Annotated in this window: 24 protein-coding genes and 1 pseudogene; 16 read left to right on the forward strand and 9 right to left on the reverse strand. The window is 53.4% G+C overall.

Annotated features, from left to right (window positions below; all coding sequences use genetic code 11):
- Positions 1-461 precede the first annotated feature (461 nt).
- Positions 462-878, reverse strand: coding sequence for a hypothetical protein (locus tag TBK1r_RS01325; protein WP_145207174.1), 417 nt, complete (start codon positions 876-878; stop codon positions 462-464).
- Positions 879-1,247: 369 nt separating this feature from the next.
- Here TBK1r_RS01325 and TBK1r_RS01330 point away from each other — a divergent pair, with 369 nt between their 5' ends.
- Positions 1,248-1,610: a hypothetical protein gene (locus TBK1r_RS01330; RefSeq protein WP_145207175.1), complete on the forward strand. Its 363-nt coding sequence runs from the start codon at positions 1,248-1,250 to the stop codon at positions 1,608-1,610.
- Between the two features lie 144 nt (positions 1,611-1,754).
- The gene (locus TBK1r_RS01335) at positions 1,755-2,927 is read left to right on the forward strand and encodes an ISAs1 family transposase (RefSeq protein WP_145207176.1); all 1,173 of its coding nucleotides are present in this window, start codon (positions 1,755-1,757) and stop codon (positions 2,925-2,927) included.
- A 143-nt stretch (positions 2,928-3,070) separates the two neighbouring features.
- On the opposite strand, the gene TBK1r_RS01340 is transcribed toward TBK1r_RS01335, so the two are convergent.
- The 5 genes from TBK1r_RS01340 to TBK1r_RS01360 all read right to left on the reverse strand — a co-directional run bounded on the left by TBK1r_RS01340 (position 3,071) and on the right by TBK1r_RS01360 (position 6,942).
- Positions 3,071-3,469: a hypothetical protein gene (locus TBK1r_RS01340; RefSeq protein WP_145207177.1), complete on the reverse strand. Its 399-nt coding sequence runs from the start codon at positions 3,467-3,469 to the stop codon at positions 3,071-3,073.
- A gap of 997 nt (positions 3,470-4,466) precedes the next feature.
- Entirely contained in the window at positions 4,467-5,444 is a 978-nt protein-coding gene (locus tag TBK1r_RS01345; protein ID WP_145207178.1) for a toprim domain-containing protein, read from the reverse strand.
- 219 nt (positions 5,445-5,663) lie between these two features.
- Positions 5,664-6,281 carry a recombinase family protein gene (locus TBK1r_RS01350; RefSeq protein ID WP_145207179.1) on the reverse strand — a complete coding sequence of 206 codons (618 nt, stop codon included), beginning with the start codon at positions 6,279-6,281 and terminating at the stop codon, positions 5,664-5,666.
- 12 nt (positions 6,282-6,293) lie between these two features.
- Positions 6,294-6,629 carry a DUF5615 family PIN-like protein gene (locus TBK1r_RS01355; protein WP_145207180.1) on the reverse strand — a complete coding sequence of 112 codons (336 nt, stop codon included), beginning with the start codon at positions 6,627-6,629 and terminating at the stop codon, positions 6,294-6,296.
- A complete protein-coding gene (locus TBK1r_RS01360) occupies positions 6,598-6,942 on the reverse strand; it encodes a DUF433 domain-containing protein (protein WP_145207181.1) in 345 nt (114 codons plus the stop codon). Before TBK1r_RS01360 ends, TBK1r_RS01355 begins: the two co-directional genes overlap by 32 nt.
- A gap of 442 nt (positions 6,943-7,384) precedes the next feature.
- Between TBK1r_RS01360 and TBK1r_RS01365 the strand changes: the two genes are divergently transcribed.
- Positions 7,385-8,479, forward strand: a complete 1,095-nt coding sequence (locus tag TBK1r_RS01365) for a replication initiator protein A (protein ID WP_145207182.1) — start codon at positions 7,385-7,387, stop codon at positions 8,477-8,479.
- Here the strand turns inward: TBK1r_RS01365 and TBK1r_RS01370 are convergent.
- Complete coding sequence (locus TBK1r_RS01370; RefSeq protein ID WP_145207183.1) at positions 8,469-12,134, reverse strand: serine/threonine protein kinase; 3,666 nt, start codon at positions 12,132-12,134, stop codon at positions 8,469-8,471. The genes TBK1r_RS01365 and TBK1r_RS01370 overlap by 11 nt on opposite strands.
- A 54-nt stretch (positions 12,135-12,188) precedes the next feature.
- Here TBK1r_RS01370 and TBK1r_RS01375 point away from each other — a divergent pair, with 54 nt between their 5' ends.
- Positions 12,189-12,734 (forward strand): hypothetical protein, encoded by a 546-nt coding sequence (locus TBK1r_RS01375; protein WP_145207184.1) that lies wholly within the window; start codon positions 12,189-12,191, stop codon positions 12,732-12,734.
- A 1-nt stretch (position 12,735) separates the two neighbouring features.
- Here TBK1r_RS01375 and TBK1r_RS01380 read toward each other — a convergent pair whose 3' ends face one another.
- Entirely contained in the window at positions 12,736-13,371 is a 636-nt protein-coding gene (locus TBK1r_RS01380) for an ECF-type sigma factor (RefSeq protein ID WP_145207185.1), read from the reverse strand.
- A gap of 378 nt (positions 13,372-13,749) precedes the next feature.
- Here TBK1r_RS01380 and TBK1r_RS38120 point away from each other — a divergent pair, with 378 nt between their 5' ends.
- The 12 genes and pseudogenes from TBK1r_RS38120 (at position 13,750) to TBK1r_RS01435 (ending at position 22,263) form a co-directional block, all read left to right on the forward strand.
- The gene (locus TBK1r_RS38120; RefSeq protein ID WP_419580854.1) at positions 13,750-13,908 is read left to right on the forward strand and encodes a hypothetical protein; all 159 of its coding nucleotides are present in this window, start codon (positions 13,750-13,752) and stop codon (positions 13,906-13,908) included.
- Between the two features lie 121 nt (positions 13,909-14,029).
- Positions 14,030-15,007 (forward strand): hypothetical protein, encoded by a 978-nt coding sequence (locus tag TBK1r_RS01385; RefSeq protein WP_145207186.1) that lies wholly within the window; start codon positions 14,030-14,032, stop codon positions 15,005-15,007.
- 10 nt (positions 15,008-15,017) lie between these two features.
- Entirely contained in the window at positions 15,018-15,614 is a 597-nt protein-coding gene (locus tag TBK1r_RS01390) for a hypothetical protein (protein ID WP_145207187.1), read from the forward strand.
- Complete coding sequence (locus TBK1r_RS01395) at positions 15,614-16,336, forward strand: hypothetical protein (protein WP_145207188.1); 723 nt, start codon at positions 15,614-15,616, stop codon at positions 16,334-16,336. The genes TBK1r_RS01390 and TBK1r_RS01395 overlap by 1 nt, the downstream gene beginning before the upstream one ends.
- Before the next feature lie 12 nt (positions 16,337-16,348).
- Complete coding sequence (locus TBK1r_RS01400; protein ID WP_145207189.1) at positions 16,349-17,905, forward strand: type IV secretory system conjugative DNA transfer family protein; 1,557 nt, start codon at positions 16,349-16,351, stop codon at positions 17,903-17,905.
- A gap of 48 nt (positions 17,906-17,953) precedes the next feature.
- Positions 17,954-18,637, forward strand: a complete 684-nt coding sequence (locus TBK1r_RS01405; protein WP_145207190.1) for a hypothetical protein — start codon at positions 17,954-17,956, stop codon at positions 18,635-18,637.
- 28 nt (positions 18,638-18,665) lie between these two features.
- Complete coding sequence (locus tag TBK1r_RS01410) at positions 18,666-18,866, forward strand: helix-turn-helix domain-containing protein (protein ID WP_145207191.1); 201 nt, start codon at positions 18,666-18,668, stop codon at positions 18,864-18,866.
- Positions 18,867-18,886: 20 nt separating this feature from the next.
- Entirely contained in the window at positions 18,887-19,159 is a 273-nt protein-coding gene (locus TBK1r_RS01415; protein ID WP_145207192.1) for an MntP/YtaF family protein, read from the forward strand.
- A 148-nt stretch (positions 19,160-19,307) separates the two neighbouring features.
- Positions 19,308-20,402 (forward strand): annotated as a pseudogene (gene istA / locus TBK1r_RS01420) (IS21 family transposase); the annotation flags it as partial.
- A 397-nt stretch (positions 20,403-20,799) separates the two neighbouring features.
- Positions 20,800-21,693, forward strand: coding sequence for an IS21-like element helper ATPase IstB (istB, locus tag TBK1r_RS01425; RefSeq protein ID WP_419580138.1), 894 nt, complete (start codon positions 20,800-20,802; stop codon positions 21,691-21,693).
- 55 nt (positions 21,694-21,748) lie between these two features.
- Complete coding sequence (locus tag TBK1r_RS01430; protein WP_419580855.1) at positions 21,749-22,039, forward strand: manganese efflux pump; 291 nt, start codon at positions 21,749-21,751, stop codon at positions 22,037-22,039.
- Complete coding sequence (locus tag TBK1r_RS01435; protein ID WP_145207194.1) at positions 21,985-22,263, forward strand: manganese efflux pump; 279 nt, start codon at positions 21,985-21,987, stop codon at positions 22,261-22,263. Before TBK1r_RS01430 ends, TBK1r_RS01435 begins: the two co-directional genes overlap by 55 nt.
- A gap of 17 nt (positions 22,264-22,280) precedes the next feature.
- Here TBK1r_RS01435 and TBK1r_RS01440 read toward each other — a convergent pair whose 3' ends face one another.
- The gene (locus TBK1r_RS01440; protein WP_145207195.1) at positions 22,281-24,104 is read right to left on the reverse strand and encodes an IS66 family transposase; all 1,824 of its coding nucleotides are present in this window, start codon (positions 24,102-24,104) and stop codon (positions 22,281-22,283) included.
- Between the last annotated feature and the right edge of the window lie 58 nt (positions 24,105-24,162).

Raw genomic sequence — 24,162 nt, forward strand, 5'->3', positions numbered from 1 at the left:
GCAATGGCTATCTGGGCTTACGCACCAACGTGTCCATTTGTGCATCTGTCGGTTTCCGCGCGGCAACTCCGCCATAGTGGCTGATTCAAAACCGCTGTTGACAGCTTTTCGTCGACTGTGCACCAACGCGACTTCCGTGGTCTCAAACGCACTGAAATTGTATCGTACAAGGCACATTCGTTGATTCGCTATCTCGCGTAGGTCGTGAAAACCGACGCAGATTCGTGGATCTTTCCGGTGGGCGAGGTTGGACAATTCGATGTGGCCAAGCGATCTACCAAACTGAAATCGGTGAGAATGACCGATGTGTGCTAGCCCTCGATCCGCGTCGGTGCTTTCACCGCCGCAATATTTAAATCAGCCAAACTCGCGTCGAACGATGCAACTTCAGCAAGTCCAGGAAACGCGCAATTCACATCGGTAGCTGAGGAACTTGTAGCACAGTGAAGCTACTGGTGAATTCAATCCAAATACCATGGAGTCCCATCAAAATCATGGGCAGTATGTAGCGTATCAAACATCACACTCGTCTTTCCTAAGCGTTCAATTACGCTTCGTAGCATATCAAGGGGGATGTTCGATCTTACGCCAACTTCAAAGCCCCGCACATGTTTTCCATTCTTGGGCATTCGGAAGAAATACAACGTGTCAAATTCGTACGATACCGGGAGTTCGCCATCATGTTCCTTCAGCTTACGACCTAGCTCTGCAAACGCGTTCACAAATCCGTTTGAATTCGGGTCCTGGTCCCTAATCCACGCGCGAACGTGGTCCTCGACTTGAGTAATCTGATGGATGTTTTTGGTGAGAAACTTGAACGTCACCTGACTCACCATTTCCGAGAAATGACTGATCGACGGCTCATCAATCTGAGACATAGTGGTCGAACCCTAGCGTGGTATTAAAGGAATTTTGCAGGAACTGCGGTAGCCCAGGACTGTTTAGATGATATCCGATCTCGTCGGCATGTGTTTGGGATTGTTTGCACCAATCGAGACACCACTGCAGGTCTGACATCCGACAAATATGCGTCGGTTGGACAAACCGGCTTGCAGAACGAAATCGGCAAACTGACATCGGTGTCAGAGACCGAAGTGCGGCAAAACAACGCAACAGACCTTCCGTTATCGGACGATGAGAGACCGACGAAGTACGATTGCTTTGCACCAGCCTTGACGTAGGGTCAATACACCTGATCCCATTGGGAAATTGCGTCAAGAAAACTCTTGTATTTTTTGGGGACTACCATGCACGACGATGTAGAACTATTTCAAACAAAAGGCTCAGTCGCCAAAGTGATCTGCAAGACCTGTAGGAAAACAATTGGCGAAGTTGAAACCGTGGCCGTGATCGTCCAAAACGGCAGAGCCGGAGAAACGATTCTTGCAAACGAAATCGATCGGATCGCGACCGCTCATGCTCACGAGTGTGCCGGCGACAGGGGATCGGAAAAACCACCAAAACAAATGGTCTTCCGTTCGAACTTCCCAATGTCTGATCACCACTGCAATGGATTCAAATATCGCCTGAATTCCAAGAGTGATACCGGGAACGAGATTGGCGGGCGGACGGTTTACGAATATGTCTTCGTTAGAGATGCCGAAAACTAACAAATGTAGAGGTCGACAAACTTCCAGGTCACAACACGCCCACGACGATCGCACCAAAATCTGGTTTCAGTATTCGTTGATGTCTTGCCTTGGTGAACCCCTCTGCCAATAAATTCAGCCGGACTGGTTTTTCACTGCCCTGGTATGGAGATGGCAATGGCTTCCCAAATTGACGTGTTTCACGAGTGTTTTGATCAGGTCAGCGACCCGCGAGTTGCCGGACGGACGATCCATCCGCTCAACTCGATTCTATTCTTGGTTGTCGCGGCGGTCATCGCAGGCGCGGATGGTCCCGATGAGATCGAAAGCTTCGGTGGAGAGAAACTCGACTGGCTCTCCAAGTTCGCTGACTTTGAAGCTGGAATCCCTTCTCACGACACCATCACGCGAGTGCTGTCGTTGATAAAGCCCGCGGAGTTTCAAAAGGCGCTTCTGCAGTGGCACTCGCACCTTTGTGAACTTGCCCATGCATCTTCCGATTGCGATTCCAAAAATCACACAGGTCCCATCCACGTGGCGATCGATGGCAAGACGGTGCGAGGGTCCTATACCGATGCGGAAAAATCCAACGCGATTCACATCGTCAGTGCCTGGGCCACCGAGCATAGTGTCACGCTCGGACAAACCGAGGTCGACTCCAAGTCCAACGAAATCACGGCGATTCCCGAATTGCTCGATCTGATCGACGTGCGCAATTCGATCGTGACGCTCGATGCCATGGGATGCCAAAAGTCGATTGCTGAAAAGATCATCGAAGAAGGTGGCGACTATGTGTTCGCCGTCAAGGACAACCATCCCAAGCTTTGCGCCGCCATCGCTGACTACTTTGAGATGGCCCACAACGAAGGGCTCAAAGACCACGGTGTTCGAACCATCACCACGCTTGGAAAGCAGGCCGGGCGAGACGAAGAACGCTTCTATGCGACTTGTCCGATTCCCGAAGCGCTCCGCGAACTGACCGACCAATGGAAGGGAGCCAAAAGTATTTGCCAAGCGAATACATGCACCACTCGTGGCGACAAGCAGTCAAGCGATGTCCGATATTACATATCAAGCCGACCGGCAAGGGTGCGTGAATTTTCAAATTGCGCTCGTAAGCATTGGGGGATTGAGAGCATGCACTGGGTTCTCGATGTGGTGTTTCATGAAGACTCCAGTCGGCTCCGAACCAAAAACGCGACGTCGAACATGAGCTTTGCTCGCCGGTTTGTCACAACGCTCCTCAAGCGGGACACTCGGAAGAAGAGTCTCAAGCGGAAACGCAAAATCGCTGGCTGGAACACTGACTTTCTCGAAAAACTCCTGTTTGCAGCCTGATTTTGGTGCGATCGTCGTGACAACACGCCCGGTTGCTGGATCGAGAAATGCCGTGAACTTCGAGTCCGAGAACCACAATGTATTAATGCAACGCAGAATTACTTATCGGACGATCCGCGGCGTTCGCCTTTTTCGACTGGAGTTCAATCCTGTATCGGCTGTATCTTGACGTCGATTCCACGAGTGAGCTTCGAAAGCAGCACAATGCTGTATCTTTTTATGAGGGAGACAATCATGTCTAGATCGATTTCAGCATCAAACTCAAACGTATGCAGCTCCCCATGTTCCTTGCCGAAACTTCGAATTCCATCTGACGTAAAACCTGTTTGGTCAGTGTCCACGCACAGCACCTTCGCTCGAACAGATGGTTTTTCGCCCCGGTTTTTGCTCGACCCGGAAATACGAATGCCAATCGGACGATACCCCTTCGGGACATCGGCTTTTTGAAGCAAATCGTCGATTGACAGACCGTTGTGTCCATCAATGCAAATCGTGCCTTTTAAGTCACCGTATTGAGTCGAAGCCGTTGCTGGTTCAGTCAATTGAATGCTCTGAGTTGGGAACTGAGTAGTGTGACATCCCGACGAATCGGGTGATCGCCCCCGTCAAGGTCAGATTGGCAGACTGGACGATCTGGCCGCAAGTTGCCGCAATTTTCAGACCATCCGAATCCGGACCCATTGTTTTTCTGATGGATATTGTTGTTGCATCCTCTTCCGGGCGCCCGGAACCTCCACTCCCTCATCGCGAAAAGTAGCCGTTGAAGATCACAAAGTCGTCAGTCCAGATGATCTGTCCGGTCAGAATCAGGAGCAGTATGAGCAGCGCGACGACAATGAGAATAGCGAAAGAGTGCCGGTATACGAGTTGAGTGAGAGTTTTTTCCATTGCAGTTTCCTTGGAACCGGTCGATGAATCGTGAAGCACCGTTTTCCAACGCTGCAGAACTCCGGGTTTACAGCGCATCCCTGATTCCTCCAAAACCGTTGACTTCGGTCGCTAAACCTGTCGCCGCGTTCTGCTCGTGTAAAGAATTCTTGCACTACCCTATTTAACCGCGTATGAAGTGGGGTATGGGACGCATAAATTTCAACAGGCGTTGTGTTTGGGGCTTCGGTTTACGTGTGCCTGAGATCAGAAATTGTCAATTTTTGCATCTGGTTCTGCCCACGTCATTGCCGCGTCACACCTGAGGGACCTGAGTACACCGTATTTCTTGGTGGCGACCAGCCTCTTACTCAATCTGTTGAGGTTTGCCGGAAGATGTGCAGCCCTTCCTATTGCGGCAGCCTTAAATCGGCCGAAAAAATGCCGTTGATTTGCTGAAATTGCATCCAACCGCAGGCTATGTTGTCGGACAAGGGATCAGGTGCACGACTACGTTCGGCTTAACGCCGAGTCGAGGAAAAAGTTGGCACATCACCGCCCGAACCGGCAAATCGGAGGCTTGTACCCCCTCAGCTGGTGGCTGGTGTGCATTGCCGGAAAGCCGCAAATGTGGTGATACAGATCAACGATTCTCTGTGCCGTCGAACACGATTATGGGGAAGTCGGTTCCATTGATTGCTTCATCTTGTTGCAGAGTTCATCGTTCCAATCAGCGCCAGGCGTGGCAGGCCAGTCTTCGATGATCCGGGTCGGCAAGATGCCGTTCTCGTAGAGGTGATTGGCAATCCGATCGGCGAGTCCCCTACCCGCCTCGTCGTTGTCCATCGCTAGTCGGATTTGTGAATCTGATGGCATTTTTTTAACAGCCGCCAGAATGAGATCGAGTTGCAATGGGCTGACTTGCCCACCGACGCTCATCAGTCGGTTTCCTTCGATCCCGCGCAAAGCGACGAGGCTGAGCAGATCGATGGCAGTCTCGCAGAACGTGAGAATCGAATCCGAATTTTCCGGCGTCGTGAAGAACAAGCCTTTCGTTCCGCCTGGTGCAAAACCGGTGAACGACCGCCCGTCCCTACTCCGGTTCTTCACTTCGTAGCCCGACAGTCCATCATGGGACCAGTGCCCGAAGAGGACGTTTTGGCGGTCGTCGACGCGGATTTGATCGACAACCCTTGGATGGCAAAACACTCTGGCCGGAATCTGCCTTTGCAATAAGAAACGATTCGATGCTTCGACGGAACTTGCGTTCATCCAGGCGGCCAAGACCTTTGCAGTGTCCGGCTTTGATGGATCGAGATCAAGGGGCACCGAAGGCAATTTGGCAATTGGGATTTCGGCTTTTCCCAGCCACGGCCTCAGTCGCTTGCGTACCTCGCCGAGCTTGATGCCTTCTCGTTGGACGAAGTCGATGATGGTCCCGCTATCGGATCCATGCACATTGAAATAGATCCAAGTCCGCGATTCTGATCGTGCAATGATCAGTTTGTCCCCATTGCCATGCTTCATGACGGCACTGCATCGACTGCTGCTGCGTCGATCGAGCTGATACCCTTGAGATGCCAGGAACTGACACAAATTAATTTTGGTTTTGAACTCGTCCAGTTCATCCTTGCGAGAAAGGAAATCCATCCATTCTGAATAGCTGATCCAGCCTTGAATAGCAACCAATCGCGTGCTGATTTCCACAGCCTGGGAGCGGGGCGATTGGAAATTAGTCGTATTTCCGCAATTACGGTGGTACAGAAACACGGAAGCCTGTTCTTCTGTGAATATGGCTTCACAGACTACCGTGCAAGCGTATTGGCGGAAATGCGGATTGCTGTAAGATCGCAAAGTCGTATTGCAGTGTCATCGTGTTTGCTGTGCAAGGATTCGATAGACCGTCGGCCGACTCACACCTGTCGCACGCGCGATCGAAGACTTTGATTTGCCGGCATCATGCATGTCGATGATCGCATCGACTTGTTCTTGCGTTAGCGAGAGCAGGCGCCCCGGCTTGGAGCCACCCCAGGATTTTCCGTGTTGCTTCGCGCGTGCTTGCCCGGCCAAGACACGTTCCGCTCGGATCTCTGTTTCATACTGAGCGACGCTTGCGAGGACGTTGGCCATCAACCGACCGGCCGGTGTTTCCAGATCTAATCCGTCTTTGATCGACACAAGACCGATACCGAGAGTAGGGAGTTCGTCGAACAGAGCGGTGAGTCCCTTCGCCGTTCGCCCCAGTCGATCCAACCGCCAGACAACGATTTTGTCGACACATCCGGTGCGAGCGTTGGCGATCAGCCGATCCCACGCAGGACGGTGCATCGTTCGGCCGGAGAACTGGTCTTCATACCAAATGACTGGCGCGTCTTGAGCAAACGCGTCGGCCCATCGTTGGAGGTCAGGTTTTTGGCTTGCGGTGTCTTGCTGGCGACTGCTGACTCTACAATAGATCGCGATTGGTTTTGAAGCTTGCTTCGCCATCGCGCTACCGAATCATGCATAGAGTACGGTGTTTCGGATACGATGCGGCGTTGCTTGAAAGCCTGTCGTGTCGATATCGCGGATGAGTTGGGATACACCACGCTTCTCGGTCCAGAAAACAATTCCGGCATGTTCATGGCCATCGTCGGCCAATCTTAAGAAATCTGCATCACGCGTCACAAGAACGCGTTCGTGGGACCGGCAATATTCAAGTTGGACAACATCCTCAGTTCCGCGAAGTTCGACGTCATGTGTTGTCGTGCAATCACGGCCAAGCCGTCGTAATCCGGCTGCAACGTGATTCGGGATACATTCATCAAGGTGAAACTGGATTGCTGATTGTGTCATTCCGCTCCATTATCAGCGGCCACTGCACGGAAATCGCACTTCCACTGGTTTGCATTCGATCAGAAAACACTTCGTCGTCCCGTATCGCAGCCTGGATCTCTTCGCGATGATCGAAGTAAAAAGCGAGGGCGGAATGGACTTGTGCTAAGGAAAGTCCGTCGTAGTCAGCGGCAATTTGTTCTGCTGAATGCCCAAAACGCTGATGATCAACCACGATGTCCTGGACGCGTAGGCGGCTGTCCCGGATGTAAGCACGTGGCTGCCCAACTCGGTTGTTTCGAATATCGATGTGTCGATAGTCCTTTGTCATCATGGGTCGAAGCTATCACGCTTGCAGCCACGAGTCAAATTCTTGTCCATCCGGCTGTAATCGATCAATTAAAGATCATCGCTTACAGAAATCAGAAACTCGGAAACACCTGGTACTCGCGCGATTCGTTTTGCCAAGTTTGGGAATACTCACTGTTTACATTTTTCCCACCGCCGAAATGTGCGTTCGGACACGATTGTCCACAGTCAACTCGATCGTCGAGTCGGGGTAGGGGTGTTAAATATGTGTTAAAGAGTGTGTTACGCCCTTTCGAATCGGTGCTATCCCATTGAATCGATTGTCAAACTGGAATCGGCCGGTGTGCAAAGTGTCGAAAGACGGTGTGTGAAGTGTCGAAACCTAGTGTGCAAAGTGTCGAAACACCGGGGTGTGTGAAATGTCGATTTCCCGTTGACTTGGTGTGTGAAATGTCGTTTGCTGGATCATGGTGTGTGAAATATCGAAAACGATCAAGCAAAGATCGCCACTGCTACCTGACCGTCATCCGGTTCAAGATTTTTTCGTTTGCGACATTTTTGACGCTGCGCCCAAAGGCGACATGGCTTCGATGGAGCATCCGGTATTTAGCTTGTCCACCAAACCAGATTTGCGTGTTCGCCGCTACGAGCACAATGACGCTTGGATCGAAATCAAACCCTCCGCAGACGGTTTGGCGACGATTCATGACCGCGATATTCTGATCTTTTGCATAAGCCAGCTGATCGCAGCAATCAATGAGGACAGGGAGGTCTCCCAGTCCGTTCGCTTTAAAGCATTCGACCTTTTGACCGCCACCAATCGAATGACCAACGGGCGGGGTTATGAACTGCTCAAGGGCGCCTTGGAACGGCTTTCCGGCACCCGGATTACGACGAATATTACGACCGGCGATAAAGAGATCATGCGGGGTTTTGGCTTGATCGACAGCTTTGAGATTGTCAGGGAGACTCGGGATGGCCGAATGCAGGAAATCGAAGTCAAGCTGTCCGACTGGGTGTTCAACGCGATTCAATCGAAGGAGGTGCTCACGCTACATCGGGATTACTTTCGGTTACGGCGACCAATCGAACGCCGCCTTTATGAGATCATTCGCAAGCATTGCGGAAAGCAGGCCGAGTGGAGAGTGTCACTTGAGGTTTTGAGAAAGAAGTGCGGTTCCGGCTCAACGACCAAGGAGTTCAAACGCCTCATTGGCAAGGTCTGCGCTGACGACGACGCCAACAATCATTTCCCAGACTTTCGCATTTCACTCGAAGATCGTGGGGGCAGTGGGAGTGATATTCTTTTGGCCGAGAGTCGAGGTAGTGTTCCCACAGGAATCCCCAACGGCTCGAAGAACGCCCACGTTCGCGAGTTGCAGGCTGATGTTTTTCATCTCGCTCGACAAAAAGCTCCGGGCTGGGATGTGTACGAGTTAGAGCGTCAGTGGCGGGCATGGATCAACACAACTGGATCTCCTCCACCCAGGGACCCGGAGGCAGCTTACCTTGGATTCTGCCATAAGTGGAGTAACCGAAACAAACGCGAGTTCAATCGGTAGTGATCTTGGGAATCTTAGGTATCGGTCGAACGCTATTCAGATTTTTCTGCATTTCAAGAGCTGTTTTGGTTCGTACGGGATCGAAGCCGACAAAGGCTTCCGAAAGGGTTTTACTGATGGGAATCACCGAGGGCGCGAATTCAGGGATAGAAGGAGTCGAATTGATCGGCGCCGCAGAGTTTTCGAACAGAATAAAGTCTGATTTACTATTGTCGAGAAAGGTCGCGACGAGATAAAACCTTCGCTCGTACGGTATCTTGTCGTTGGTGAAAACCGCTTTGACCTTGGAAGGTATTACGATTGACTTGAAGGGCTCGTTCTCATGCACCTGCAAACTTGGCTTTGGCAGTTTGGACGCCACTCTTGTGCAGAAATAGATTGACCCAATCTTTAGCGCGTCATTTTCGACAAAACTTTCGTCCCACTGCCAGCGGTCGCCGCTCTTGACCAACATTGTAGATACGAAACGATTGCACTGAGCACGGTAGTAGGACTTTATTGCTTTTATCTGATCATCGCTTGCACCACCGCTGATGACCTCGACGCGTTGAATTAGCTTTACTCCTTCGATTTCTCGACCCGAGGATTGAAGGACGGCGCGCTCGGATGAAATGGATAAGTAACTGAAATCGTCGCGTAGTAAGTGGTGGCGGGGGTCGAGCTTAATTATTGGTGGATCGCCTTGATAGCTGTACACATCACCTGATGAAACACCCGTCTTCCAGATTCGTGGCGAGGTCACCTTGTCGAGAAGCTGTGGGATGCTGCGTTTCGTAGTCCGCTCGACAGTTTTGCCATTGACATCCAAACGAAAAGGAACAGATTCGTCGATCACCTCAACACGCTGCGGAGTGTATCCTTCAACTACATCCGACTGTGATCCATCAACGAAAAGCACCTGCCAGAAGAATGGCTCATACGCGGAGCTAGTGTAGGCTGTATCCCATTCTACAGTCTGCCCTTGGACATAAGCGTTTCCTGACCTGCTGAACGAAGCGGCAAACCTGTTTGGCTGGGCCCCCAGCAGGATCGCTTCAATGCCTCTGCGCTCTTTGTCTGTCAGATTCTTGCTGATGCTCCACGTTACGGCACCGTTGTTCGCGAAGAACTCCAGAGCTTTGAGTGCAATTTCGTTGCGGCTATTGCCTTGTAATCTTTCGCGAACTGCTTCGACGTGTGTTTTGATCGGCATTGACTCATCGTCAAAGCCCTGGTTGCTCCCTTTGCCAGGGGCATCACTGGACGGCTCTGGGGTCCACTTGCCAGCAGAAGTCTCCACGACCGGACGACTGCTCCCTTCAAGAAACTGGATGACGGAGGACGATGAGCCATCGACGAAGTGAACGCGGACGTAGAGGACATTGCTTTGAAGTAACTCGCCAATGTTCTCCCGGAGCTTCGCGGCAAATTCAATCGGCGTAGGAATTGGTTCGCGTAAAGGATCGTCGTTCCCCCACGTTGTCGCCGTGACCGCGATCTCATTGTTGAGTGCGTCTGGGTGGGAGCCAACCTGCAGGTTGATCAAGGTACCAAGAAGGTTGGCGTCTACCTGTGATGACAGAACCCATCCCTTACCTTGCACTTCATTCGGTGTATCAGACCACGAAAGGATTCGTTGCACTGCCTGATTACGGTCGCTTGCCTTACTCAAATCGTAGCCGGTGAACATTGACTGAGTATATTCACGCGAAAAACTGCTGTCGTCCGCACGCATCTCAACGAATAGTCTTAGATATCTCTGATTGTCAAAATAGGTACGGTGGTTATTGAACATCTGCGAAATATCGGCAGCGTCAAAATCTATTGGGTAAAGAGGGAACAATACAAGCGGGTTCTTCGCCGTTGGCGAAGGATAGAAGTGAATCCTCTTGATTGCGTTGGCAGCGTCCAGCAATTCTTGTCCCGGTTGCCAATGCCCCATGTTGTCGAAGTAAATGAGCGTCTCTGAGTCGAGAAGAGCCTGCTGTTGTCGGCGCAGCTCGTCAAGCTGCTGCGTCCCGTTGGCGTCAAATTCCATTTCGTAACGGAATGGACCGATGACGACCGAGCCGGTGAATTCACCTGGATGCTCATCGACTTGGATATCAATCGATTTCGCTCCCTTGATGTCATCATGGGAGAGCGACGCTGACAAAAAGCCTCCGTCAACGAGAGCCATTTGACGCCAATGTCCCGAATTGATTCGGAATTCGACTCCACGGGCGAGGTCGAAAATCTCTTTGTCGACATCTACGCGAAGAAAAGCAGCATTTGTCAGCTGAGCGAACTTCGGAGACATAAAGTCAAGCGATGGATTAAAGTGCTCTTGGGTCACATTTTTCAGCTCAATATTTCGGCTCCTGGCAACCTCTTCGAGCCATGTCAGCTGTCGTGTTTCCACAGGAGGCATTGGCGGTGGTAGTACCGTTCTGTGAGTAAGATGATAGGCGAACAACACCATCAGGATCATCAACGACGCGGCGGCAAGTACGCCCGCAAAGGCGACGCGTCTCTTGCGCTTCCGCTGTCGCGTTGAGAGAGCGAATGGCCGAACTGCGTTAGCAAGCTCTACGGCGTCCGCGTAACGATCCTGCGGCGACTCGCATGTTGCCTTTCCAAGCACCGCTAAGAATTGCCTTGTTTGACTGTCAGCGTTGTGCTTGAAGGATTCCAATTCGTCTGCCTCAGCTGGAACGCAGCCCGCCAAAGCATCTAAACAAACGGCGCCAATGCTATAGATGTCGCTTTGAACGCACACGGACGATACTTCAGCGACCTCGGGACTTGCGTATCCCGGTGTACCTTTCCCAATCGACTCTGGTCTTTCCACGGGCTCATTTGCGAACTCGATTTCCGCGGCAGTCCCGAAGTCGAGAATCGTGGCAACCGGGTTGGACGTGGCCTGGCTGACGATGACATTGCGTGGCGAAAGATCGAGATGAAGAATGGCTAGATTGTGAACCGCCGCCAATGTCTGTGCAAGTTGCAAGCAGATCTCGCCAACACTGGTAACGCTAAGCCGTCGTTCGGCGATGGCCCGTTCGAGAGTAGTTCCGTCTACGTGATCCAGAATCAGGAATACGACGCGTTCGTTCTCGCCATGGTCGATTAAGCGGGCAAACCGCACATCAGGCCTTGATGGGAGACGCTCGTTGAGCAGGTCGAGAATCTCCTTTTCGTGTTGAAGGGCGATCGCTTCGGGCGAACCAAGTTTGGCTACCTTGGCCACCCGGGTCGTGCGATCAGGACTCTTTACCAGGTAGAGGGATGCCTGCGATCCGGACGTCATGCCGGAAAGGGGAACATGGCTGCCAAAACGTTCAGGGGCTCTTACCTGGGGATCGAGAAAAAGATAGAGCCCTGCGATTCGCCCCGAGACCTCCGGCAGCAACGTCGTCAACTCGTTGCAGGTTACTGGGCGGCCATATCGCCGCAGAAAGCGAACGGCGAACTCAAGCAGCAACTGCGCGAGACAAGCAGAGATCGCTTTTTCGTTGTTCCCGAATTCCTGTTTGGCAACCGCGAATTGGTTCTTCAAGGAACGTGCCGCCATCTTGTCGGTAACGTCCTGCGATGAAACCTCGCGATGGTACGCATCAACAAATTCATCTACCTGCAATCGCGTCTGTTTATCCAAATCCTGAAGAAGAATCTGCGTGCGGTTTTCATAAGTCATAGCGTCGGCTCTTATTTCACAAATTTGCGCAGAGTGATGAGGTATGTTAATCTAGTGGAAGTGACGATAGATTTGAAACGACTTTGGAAAAGTATTCTGGTAGACGCTTGGGATTATGCCGAAGCAACGATTGTCCATGTCGGTTCGGCGGTCACTTGGGACAACGTCGAGTCAATGCGGCTTGAAGGGCAAGCACAGGCAGCGATAAAGAAACTCGACCACAACTCGAGTATCTACCTGGCATGGTGGTACTCTGCAGAGTTTCGCGACAAGCCTGATCCCGGAGGAGAAGGCTTGGCGGTGGCGGCGTGGAAAGACGGCAGACGTGAGGCAATCGACTCCTACTACCGCAGTCTCTACCTGCTCCGACGTTACGGGTATGAGAAGACGGCCGAGGACATTGAATCTGGTGCTGCCGATGCACTCATGACCGATCAACTCATCTTCAACTACTATGAATCCTACCGCGAAAAGAAGTTGCATGTCTCGAAAAAGGGACGAGGTCCGACACAAGAACATCCACTATTCACAGCACTCGACGCTGCACACGGCCGCCTCTGTCTGAACAGTCCAGATAGGCTTCCGGACAGGTCTCCGTGACCTATCTCTCTGACGGTGCCTCGTCGTCCTGACCATCAAGCAGACGCCGAATTTTAGATCGCGCCCGCTTCACCTTTGACGCGGAAACGCCAAGCTCCGCCGCGATTTCGTCGACCGTGTAGTTTTGCATCCACAACTTGGCGACCGCGCGTTCGAATTCCGTTAAATCGCCGAATTCTTCTTCCAACCAGTCGTTCAGCGACATCCCGAGCCGGCCAACGACGAGCTCCTCTTCCGATTGCTCAAGTGTGGATTTTGGCCCATCGGATACATCGCCGGTAGCAACAGCGACCGTACAATCCTCCTTGGATACAATGAATTGGAACTCGTCGGTTGAAAGTCGCGAGAAGGGGACGGATCGTCCATGTCCGTTGCGGTAGTGCTTCCGAGCAGTATCAATCTTGCGCTTGGCGTTTACCCAAAGAAGTTCGTAGAACTCGATGTCACCCTCTCCCCAACGATGCTTCGTCTTCAGCGTGGTTTTAATCGCGCTTTGCACCACGTCCTCGGGTGCCCCACGCCGGTTTTGATCGTTGACTCGATTGAGCCGAACAAAAGTCACCATTACGTCAAGGATCTTGGACCAGTCCGGCTCGCCATCGGATAGGCGGATGTCAAAGTCTTCCGGTTTCATCATTGCTCCTTCTAACTGTGAAAGTGAATCGCGCCGTAATCCTATTCCTCTCGAAGACGGGTGGCAAGCAGCTGACGCGTGGATCCGTCATCGATTCGGAAACGCTCAAGTTCACACAAACGCGGGATGCATTGGGGCGAACGCATCCATTGGTTCAAAGAGGTACTGCGAACGGCAGTCCCATATCGGATCTGTGGCACGCTCGCCAAAAATCGATCGTAGACCGATTCTCAGTGCCGAATTGATCAATTGGAAATTTCGCACCTAGCGCGTTCAGAAAACTTTGAAGTCGGTGAGCCGAATCGACTCGCAGCCCTCCCATGACTTAGTGAAGCGGACAGCATGTTCCGCAATAAACACCTCAGTCAATCGGAGATAGCTATGTCAGATGCATTGTTCGCAGCCGGCGACGGAGACGCGTTTCTGGGTCTACTGATCATCGTCGGTATCGTGTGGGGGCTCTTCGCGCTCTTCTCGGGCAAGCCGAAGGGGTACGACGTTCGTACAAACGCTCATACCAAGATCACGCCTCGTCGATAGGTCGTTTCTTTCCCTAGGGGCTCGCGGGTGTTCGCCCGTGAGTCCCGCTTTTTGAGTGTATCCACATGAATAACGATTCGATCAACAGGCCCTCGCTCTTCGCCCGATTGCGCAATTGTTGGTGGCTTTGGCCACTAATCATTATCACTCTGGTTCTTTCAATCCCGTGGTTTGTGCTGACTGTCCTCCTGATTTTGTGGCTGTTCATCGAACTCGTGTCGACGGCCTTCGCTGTGCGTCAGTTGATGATGACACCCGCTTAACCCATCCCCGCTTTTCAGTGTTCCTGCTCCCCAGTGAGCAGTCAACCCAATGGATCATCAAAATGAAAAAAGTAATGGACCTCGTTTGGGCGGGTAAACCCGTCCGCGAAGTATTGCCGTTCACTGCTGAGATGAACGAAGACGAACTGCAAGCATTCTCATCTGCATTGACAGACGACGATGTCACGCAGCTCGGTGTTTGGGCGACACGGACGCTCAATATCGCTGGCATTGAAATGGTGCTTTGGAGCGGCGGTGTGTTGTCAATGTATAGCGCTGCCACAGCGAGGAATTCACGTCGTTCGTTGTTCGCAGAGTTGATCAACAACTTGAAAATTTCTGAAACGCAAGCCTACCGCAACATGGCGGTTTGGAAAAAAGCAGGCAAAACGCTCCTCGAATCTCCTGACCTGATCGAGATGTTTGCCGCGGAGGCGCTCAAGGTCCTTTGCGGAAAACAATGCCCCATCGAAGCTTTGCACGAAGCTTTCGAAACGGCTCGGCTCGGTTTCTATGTCGATATTAAGACCGCGAAGGAGTTGCGGCGCGAACACAGTCGGCTCCTCAGGAAGGTCGACGACAACGGAAAGAAACTCATCGAAGTCTCGCCGATCCAACCGGTGGAAAACGCGGTTGCTGAGGCCGATCAATACCAGGGGCGTGCGGAAAAACCTTGTCGGTTCACCGGTCGCGTGGTGGAGATCGCTTTGAACTTTTTGACCGACCCGCAGTCGGTCGACCAGCAGGCGATTCTTGATGATTTCCTGGGATTCGCGAATCAACTGAGCGAAGCAATTGATCGAAAGGGCACGCTAGCTGGCAACATCGCAATCTAAGGAGAACCTGATGTTCGAGCAGATGGGAACTTTCGATAGTGCATTCCAGCCGACGGGGCAGGAGGCAGCGTCGTCTCTACCCCGACGACGCAAATCGCTGAAAAGTCAAATCGTCTTTTGGTTGGTCAATCTTGTCTTAGTCGCGCCGGCGATCGTCGTGGTTTACCTGACGATCGTGGCTGACGGATTGCGAAATCTGATGAGTGTGTTTGCAACGAAATTGAGCAAACTTCCGATCCCCGGCATTGGGGCGATGGCAGGATTCGACGGTTTCAATCGGATCGACATTGCCGCCGTGACAGCAATGATTCTCTGCGTAACCGTTTCCTACATTTGGTTTCGCGTGTTCACCGAACTCAGCGGTCACGGTCGGCTTTCACGACAAAGCAACGGGAACCCGATCCTTGTCTGGTTGCTCGTCGGAATCGCCGCGATTTTGGTCATCGGAGATGCGTTGATCTTTTACGCCGGCATGTCGAATCAGGCCGCCGGCGGCTGGACCGGCACGCCGCAATCGGTCTGCATTGGTGCAACGGTCGTCTATTCCGTTGGACTCGCTTTTTTAGGCGGCTACCACGCCGACTACCACACCTCGGAGGAAGTGTAATGACAGATTTTCTTCAGTCAGTTTTGAGAAACGCTGGAATCGCAGCCGTTGCGATCGCTGTCGGTATCAGCGGCTGCGTGAAAACCGAATCCATCGAACAACCGCCGCCGTTCGAGCATCGTGAACTGGACGCCTGCTTGGCGTACGTGGTCGATCAGTCCGGGTCATTTAACCAAATTTGGGAAAACGGAGGATACGATCTCTTCCTGAGAATCTCTGACCAGTTTTTTGTCGATTCGATGGGAGGTGAAACCAAGCTTGTGATTGCCCAGCTCAGTGGGAAATCGGCGGTCAACGTCGTTCTATTCGAAGGCCGGCCCACAGACCTTCGAAATCGTTTTCAAAGTCCTGAGGATCTTGCACGCTTTCTGAAGGAGAAATCGGATCCGAGTGGTTCGCAGGTATTCGAAGCGACCCGGCGGGTGACGGATTACGTCATGGCAATGCCCGATGTCACAGAGCAAACGAAACTGATGACCGTGTTCTTTTCGGACATGGTTGACACGGAGCACGATGCCGGTGAGCGAAGCGCGGTCGGACACCGCATGCTTTCGTCACTCACCAAATATCGCGAGCTCGGCGGCGCCTTGGCGATGTACTACGTGTCCCCGCAAGAGACGCCCCGGTGGCGACGCATCTGTGCCGAGGCGGGTTTTGAAAGAGGTCGCTTCGTGATTGAGAGCACGCTTGTTGAAAACCCGGTTCTGCCAACTTTCAATTAGGGCGTTTGGAAGATGAATAGGAAACCAACGGTACTTGACTCGATCTTCGATGATCTGCCACGTGGCAGGGCTCCGGACGATGTCGGGACTCCACCAAACGCTTGTTTTGAGTCGCCGCGAAACGTCATTGCAACCGAATCATTGCGATTCGACATCAACCGAAATTCGGAATCCAAGATATTTCTCGGTGTGTTGGGCGCCGAGATCAAGACCGGCGAAAGGCTGCCTGATGGCAGGTTGACTCGATACGCCTTGGGAGGCGTGCCGATCGGAGTAGGGGACGACCGGCACGTGGTCACGGTGGCTGGATCACGTAGTGGCAAGGGGCGTTCCGCTCTGGTCGCTAACGCCCTCAGTTTGCCTGCCCAAACATCGCTAATGTGCATCGATCCGAAGGGTGACATCGCGCGTTTGACAGCAACCTGGCGGGCTCGTCATCAGTCTGTGGCTGTATTGGATCCATTCGGAATTTCCGGGGCGCACACGACGCCGTTCCATGTTGCTTACAACGCCTTGGAAATGCTGTTGCAATCGGATCGCCGAACCTTTGTTCCCAATGCCAAACTGATCGCTGACTCTTTAATCGTCAGTGGCGATTTTAAGGACAAACACTGGGACGAGTGTTCTCGGGCGATTCTATCGGGATTGTGTTCTCACGTTGCGACAGATGCGAACTATGAGGGACGTCGAGATCTGATCACGGTGTGGCAACTGGCCAGTGAACTCGCCCGGCCAGATCCGAACAATCCGAATCGATACCTGCTTGAAAAGGAAATGGCGTCCAATGACTCAGGCGGCGGATCGGTGAGGGCAGCTTCGCAAGCGTTTTACGACCGGACCGGTGGTGAGTTTAGTAGCGTGCTATCGAATTTGCGCAAACATCTCGATTGGATCTCGATCGAATGCATGCATGATGTGCTACGGGGCGACTCAATCAATCTCGCCGATCTAAAACGCTCTGCGATGTCGCTCTACGTGACATTGCCCGCGCTTCGAATGAGTGACCTAAGCGGTTGGCTCCGTTTGATCGCACAAATGTCTTTCGCCGCGTTTGAGGAAGAGACTGTTTCGTCCGGCCATCAGGCAGTTTTTTTACTGGACGAATTTTCAGTGCTCGGCAGACTCAAATGTGCGGAGACCGCGATTGCCCAACTGGCTGGGCTGGGCGTCAAGTGCTGGATTGTGGTGCAGGATTTATCGCAACTCAAATCAAATTATAAAGACAATTGGGAAACGTTTATCGCCAACTCGGGCGTATTTCAGTTCTTCGGCGGGGCCGACGAGACCACGCTGTCCTATGTGTCCAAACTGCTCGGACAGTCGATGACGCTCTCACGGTCGGCGAGTTCTCCCTCGTTCGACCAGGCGGTGAAGGAGGCGGCGACGGGATTGTCATGGTCACTCGCCAGTCAGCCATTGATGACGGGCGCGGAACTTGGCCGTTTCTTTGGCAGAGATGACAAACTGCTGCGTCAATTGATCATCCGACCCTCTTATCGGCCCATGATCCTACAGCGCGCGTTTTACGACAAACACGAATTGTTCCGCGATCGATACTGGAGGGCGTGAACGATGATACGAGTGACTTCACCTGGGCTTCCACCATGGCCTTCCCTGATGTTCGATCCAGATCGGAAACGGGCGATGGTCAGCGTCCGCTGTCCATCGTGGAGAAGCTACGAGCTGGGTTTTAAAGTGACCGAGTTCTGCGTATTCGCGAACATCTTTGTAAGTATCGTGATCGCTTGGAAGCTGATCCCCGAGTTCGAGTCCTTCCTTCTTCGCTTGATCGCAGTGGTACTGACGTGGTCGATTCTCGCGTCACTGATCACACGGTGGCTGCGCTACGCCATGCCGGGTGTGTTGGCGAGACAATTCTTTGCAGAACGCATTTCGCTCTGGTTCACCGCGAATGCGATCGCATTTCGAAGCAGTCTCTATCGCAGTGGTGTCATCCTCAATCGGAGTTGGCGATCGGTGCCAATTGAGCTGCGGTTCTCCCTGGATGAAGACCCGGTGTCGCAGCTTCAAATTGTGGACGCGAAACCTGAACGGAAGTTGCCCAAGTTTCACTTCCAGGATGCCCGACGTTTGAATGTGATCGTGCGTCAGGGCGGCGAAGCCAAAGCGGTGCCACAGCCGGATGGGATCGTCATTCGATCGATCCCAGTTTGCGAACTTATGTCGGCCCAGGCGAAGCAAATGGTGGTCGTGTGCAACGCGGCGCATATGCTGACAGAAATGAATACCGGCCACGGAGCCCGGCGAGCGCCAGCCGGGGTCGATATTGATGCCAACTAATCATCCTAAGAACCCGCGGAGGTCAACAATGTTCTATACCGTCAAAGAAGTTGCGAAAGAGCTGCAGATTAGCTTGAGTATGGTCTACGCACTGATCGCCAAGGGTGAACTCATCTGTCACGAATTCGGCAGTTGCAAGCGAGTTTGTGAGCAAGATTTGCTTGATTTCCTGTCCGCCAACCGAAAAGAGACGCCCCGGCCACCCAGAGCCAAGGGGCGGCACTTCTAGCCAACTGCAGGAGTAATTGAATGTCCTGGCTATCCCTTGCCCTGCTGGCTTTCGGTACATCAGCGGATGCGTTCGTCGTCTCGCTCGCCAGGGCCGTTGCGTGTTCAAAAGTCGATCGCCGGGCGATGACCTTGGCTGCCTTAACTTTTGGCATGACGGCTGTCGTGGCGACAGCGATCGGAATCACTATTGCGGGGTGCTTCGAGTGGATGGCAATTTCAGGTTGCCGTGGCATGGGAGTTGTACTGATTGCAATACTCGGAACCCGATGCTTTCGTTGCGGTATTGTCTAGCGACAATTGGTTTTCCCGGTTACCGACAATTAGCTTTCCCGGGTTGAGGCGATCTCATGTTGGCTTGTTTTCGGCCAGCGACAATTAGAATTCCCGGATTTTGGGATTCGGGTCATCATCGTAACTCCTTGTTTCCACGGAGATTGCGATGGTCACGGACGGACAAGTTAAAGAACTGCGGCGGTTGCTAGCATCAGGCAAGTCGCTGGCCGCCTCGTCAAGGATGACTGAAATGGATGAGAAAACAGCAAGGCATTATCGAGACGACGACCGGCTCCCTTCGGAGTGCAAGAAGCCGCGGACGTACCGAACTCGAATCGACCCGTTCGCCGGAGTCTGGGACGAGGTGCAACGCAAACTCGAGGCCGAACCTCGACTCCAAGCGAAGACCCTTTTCCAGTGGCTGCAAGATTGCTATCCCGGCCTCTATCCGGACTCGACTCGCAGAACTTTCGAACGGCGTGTGAGGAAGTGGCGCAGCATGCATGGCCCCGGAAAACCGGTCATGTTTCCACAAGAGCATCACCCTGCTCGCCTTGCCGCGAGTGACTTCACCGTCATGAACGAACTTCATGTCACGATTGCGGGAGTGTCTTTTGAGCACATGCTGTACCACTGCGTGTTGACCTACTCCAACGTCGAGTCCGTCACGCTCTGCTTCTCCGAATCATTCGAGGCACTCAGCGAAGGCATCCAGAATGCGTTCTGGGAATTCGGTGGCGTCCCCGAGCGTCATCGCACCGACAGCCTCAGCGCCGCGGTCAACAACCATTCATCACGCAAGGAACTCACGGCGCGGTATGCGGCATTGATGGATCATTACAGAGTCGAACCGGAGCGGATCAACGTTCGTTGCGCCAACGAGAACGGTGATGTCGAATCGTCTCACGGTCATCTCAAGAACCGAATCGACCAAGCACTGCTGCTACGCGGCAGCCGCGACTTCGCCAGCCGCAAAGCCTACATGGACTTCGTGCGAGCTCTGATCACGCGAAGCAACCTCGCTCGCAAGGACCGTTTCGAAATCGAACAGTCGCATTTGAGCCGACTTCCCGATCACAGGCTCGATACCGATGACATCCAGCGGGGGCTCACCGTTGACAGTAGCAGTACGATCAAGGTGAAGAAGAATGTCTACTCCGTCCCCAGTCGTCTGATCAAGCACAAGGTCGACGTGAGGATCAGTGCCGAATGGATCGATGTAACGCACCACGGCATTGAAGTGCAGCGGATGCCTCGACTGATCGGTGTCGGCGGTTCGGCGATTAATTATCGCCACGTGATCGATTCACTGGTCCGCAAACCGGGGGCATTTGAGAACTACAAGTATCGGCAAGACATGTTCCCGACGAGTCACTTTCGGATCGCGTATGACATGTTGTGTGATGCTCACAGCGGGAAGGTTGCGGTGCGAAACTACCTGCAGCTCCTGCAAATCGCGGCTCGCGAGAGCCAAGACGCAGTGCAGGATGCGCTGCGTCACCAAATCCAATCGGGGCAATCCATTGATGTCGAGCTTATTCGGCAGATGGTGCGCGAAGCGATCGAAATCAAGCCGGCGACCGACATCGACGTCGATCCGCCCGACTTGAACGACTTTGATGTATTACTTCACACGTTCGACAAGGAGAGTCCAAACGATGAACCGCCCTACTACCACCAGCAAGCGTCAAACAAAGGCGACCCAATCCCCATCAAAGCGGACCTGCAAGACGACCCCGCCAGAGACGGCGCAAGTCGACAGCGGCCCGATGGAGGAACGCCTGACCGAGCAGTTCCGCAGCTTGCGACTGCCGATGTTTCGCGACCAGTTTCAATCGTCGGCCGACCGCGCGGCAGCGGAGGACCTGAGCCATGTCGAGTACCTGGCGGAACTGACGGACCTGGAATGCCAGGCCCGCCACGAGAGTCGGATCAAGCGTCTAATGACGAATTCCCGACTTCCGTTGGGCAAGACCTGGGAGACATTCAAGTTCGATCGTTTGCCGTTGTCGGTGACGCGGCAACTGGAAAGTCTTCGGGAAGGATCGTTCTTGGACCGTCGGGAGAACGTCCTGATTTTTGGGCGGCCCGGTGCCGGGAAAAGTCATGCGCTTTGTGCACTTGCGAATCAACTCGTGCAGCAAGGCCGAAGCATGTTGCTGACGACTTGCAGCCTGCTGGTGCAACAGTTGCTGATCGCCAAACGGGATCTTCGGTTGCAGAAGTTCATCAAGAAGCTGTCACGCTACGAAGGTCTACTGATCGACGACTTGGGTTACGTGCAACAGGATCGAGAGGAGATGGAGGTGCTGTTCACGCTGTTGGCGGAACGCTACGAACGGGGCAGCGTGTTGTTGACGAGCAACCTGGCGTTCAGCAAGTGGGACCAAATTTTCAAAGATGCGATGACGACGGCCGCGGCGATCGACCGATTGGTTCACCACAGCGTGATCATCGAGTTGAACGTGCCGAGCTATCGCGTGGAGACCGCCAGGCAAACCAAATCAGCTGGACAATCACGAAAGGGTTCGAAACAAAAATCGACTTCGTGATCGGGAATTCTAGTTGTCGCTAAAGCGGAGAACCAATTGTCGCCGAACAGGTATCTTGCTCAAGATCGACGGGGACCAAGGGCAGGGAGGTCAATCCTCTCTCGGAGTTTCGACAATGACGGCCGCAGCCGCAGCGAGCATCGATTGCCTGGCCGCTGGCACCGGCGTAGCGATTGATGGCACTAATGTTTCGCTCGTTTTGATTGCCATCGGCATTGGTAGCGGCTTAGCAAGTGCGTTGGGTGCTTTCCTTGGCAGAAAAATGCTTTGCGTGGGAATTGGAAACGCCGAATGCATCGGAGGACTTTCTCTATTTCTCTTCGCAGGCGTCAGCTGGATCTGGTAGTCTTGGGCGCGGCCATTTCATCGAGTGTTGATTGCATCGCCGTTGGGGCTGGGCTGGCAGCTCAACGGATATCGTCGGTAGAAATTCTGGCCATGACCGGCATTGCAAGCGGAGTGGCTGGGATTGCCGGCCTCGTCCTTGGTGGGAAGATCAAGTGTTTAACGCGTGGCCGTGCGCAGTCGGTTGGTGGTATCTGTTTAGTCGTCTTTGCGGCCTGGGCGTAACCGTACACCAGAACCAGTTAGCGACGTCTGGTTGACTTGTTGAGGAGGCGGCGGCGGGCTCGGCGGGTGCGTTTGCGGTCGGCGGCTTGGCGGCGTTCGTCCTGCCTGTACTCGCGAATCGATTCAGGGTGCTCCGCTTTCCATGCGTGGGGAGTCAGTACGGACCAGTCTGTCTCGCCGGCGAGCGCCCTCCGTAAGACATCGTCCAAGTACGCTCGCACGTCCAAGTCGTTGCGGATCGCGCTGCCGATGATCGTTAGCAGGTTTGCTGCTCGCTCTCCTGAAGCCACCGAGCCCTTAAAGAGCCAGTTCTTCCTTCCCGTGGCGACGCGTTTCATCAACTGCTCGCAATCGTTATTGTCCAGCGGAATCGTCGCGTCCTCGGTGAAGCGGCACAGTGCTTCCCAGTGACGTCGCACATAGCCAGCCGCCACACCGAGATTGCTCTTGGGAAGAACCGACGGTGACTGCATCGCTTCGCTGTCGAGGTACTCCGCGATCTGGTCGAGAACATGACGCGATAAGCTTTGACGTCGCGCAAGACGCGCTGCATCGTCAAGCTCCTTGATCTGGTCTTCTACGTCGTAAAGCATCCGAATCAGCGACTCCAACTTCGCCACTTGCAGAGGGAACGCACCGCGACACTCATCGATCTTGCGACGCGCATGCGCCCAGCATGCCGCGAACGTGATTCGCGAGTCACTTCGTAGATCGATCTTTTGAAAACCCGACCAGCAGTCTCCTAGGACGTTGCCTTTAAAATCACTCAGTACATCATCCGGTCCATCGCGGTGACGACTCACCGTAAAATCGAACACCACCACCGGAAGACGTGAGGCGTAGTAGCCCCACATGTTTGCGTTGATGCTTGGCTTGCCGGACTCGATCGCATTTCCAAGCACTTCGCCGATCCGCTTGCCGCGGGGATGTTCCGATAGGTCAGGCATGGCCTTCGGTGTGATCAACAACACACCGGTGTCGTCGCAGCCGACCGTGCGATCGTGCTTCAAAACGCTTCGCAAGTAATCAGCAAGCGGACGAAGCGCGAACTCGACGGCCGTTTCGATGTTCCCCAATGTGCTGCGACTGGGCGTCCAGCCACTGCCGGCGAACAGATCTTGCTGACGATAAAACGGCAGGTGATAGAAGTATTTCCAGGCCACAACTTCGACTCCAATCGAGGCGTCAAAGCGATCGCCTTCGACCAGACCGGTGGGACGCTCGGGAGTGACGATTCCTTGTGATTTGTCGGTCGGGTGAGCGTACTTGGCATACTTGGTCACCCGGACTTTCAGTTCACCGGCGGTGCTTTCGAGCGTCTCGACTTCGTCATAGCCGATCAGGATGAGGCCTTTGCGTTGGGCTTCGGGCAGGTCGACGATCTTTTCGTATCGCGGCAAGTGTTCGGGGAACTTGCGGTCGCTTGGTTCCGGACGTTTCTTTCTGCGTTTCTTGTTTGCCTCTTCGGCGTCATCGACAATCTGTTCGGCCTCGCGAATGGCTTCTTCCAGCGCGCTGACCACCTCGGGCGTGGGCTCTTCTCCGAGATCCAAAAACAACTGGCCTTCGCCATCGACGCGTCGTTCACTCTTGCGCCCGTAGAGTTGTTTGAGCAGTTTTTCGATCTTCAGGTTTAGCTCGATGACCTTCTCGTCGAGCTTGTCGTGATCGGCTTTGAGTTCCAGGACGCTATGAGCTTGCTCCTCGATCAGCTTGTCTTTGAGCGATAGCTCGGTGGCCTGCTTGCCAATGATCTGTTGATGTTCGCCGACCTGCGATTGCAGCTCTGCAATCAGTTGATGGCAAGCGTCGATGTCGTTTGGAAGAGGCTTCGAATTCATGATGGCGACATTATAAATTTCACTCCAAATCGCGCAAAGCAAGGCGCAAAAAAACCGA

Source organism: Stieleria magnilauensis, from assembly GCA_007753675.1.
GTDB lineage: Bacteria > Planctomycetota > Planctomycetia > Pirellulales > Pirellulaceae > Stieleria > Stieleria magnilauensis.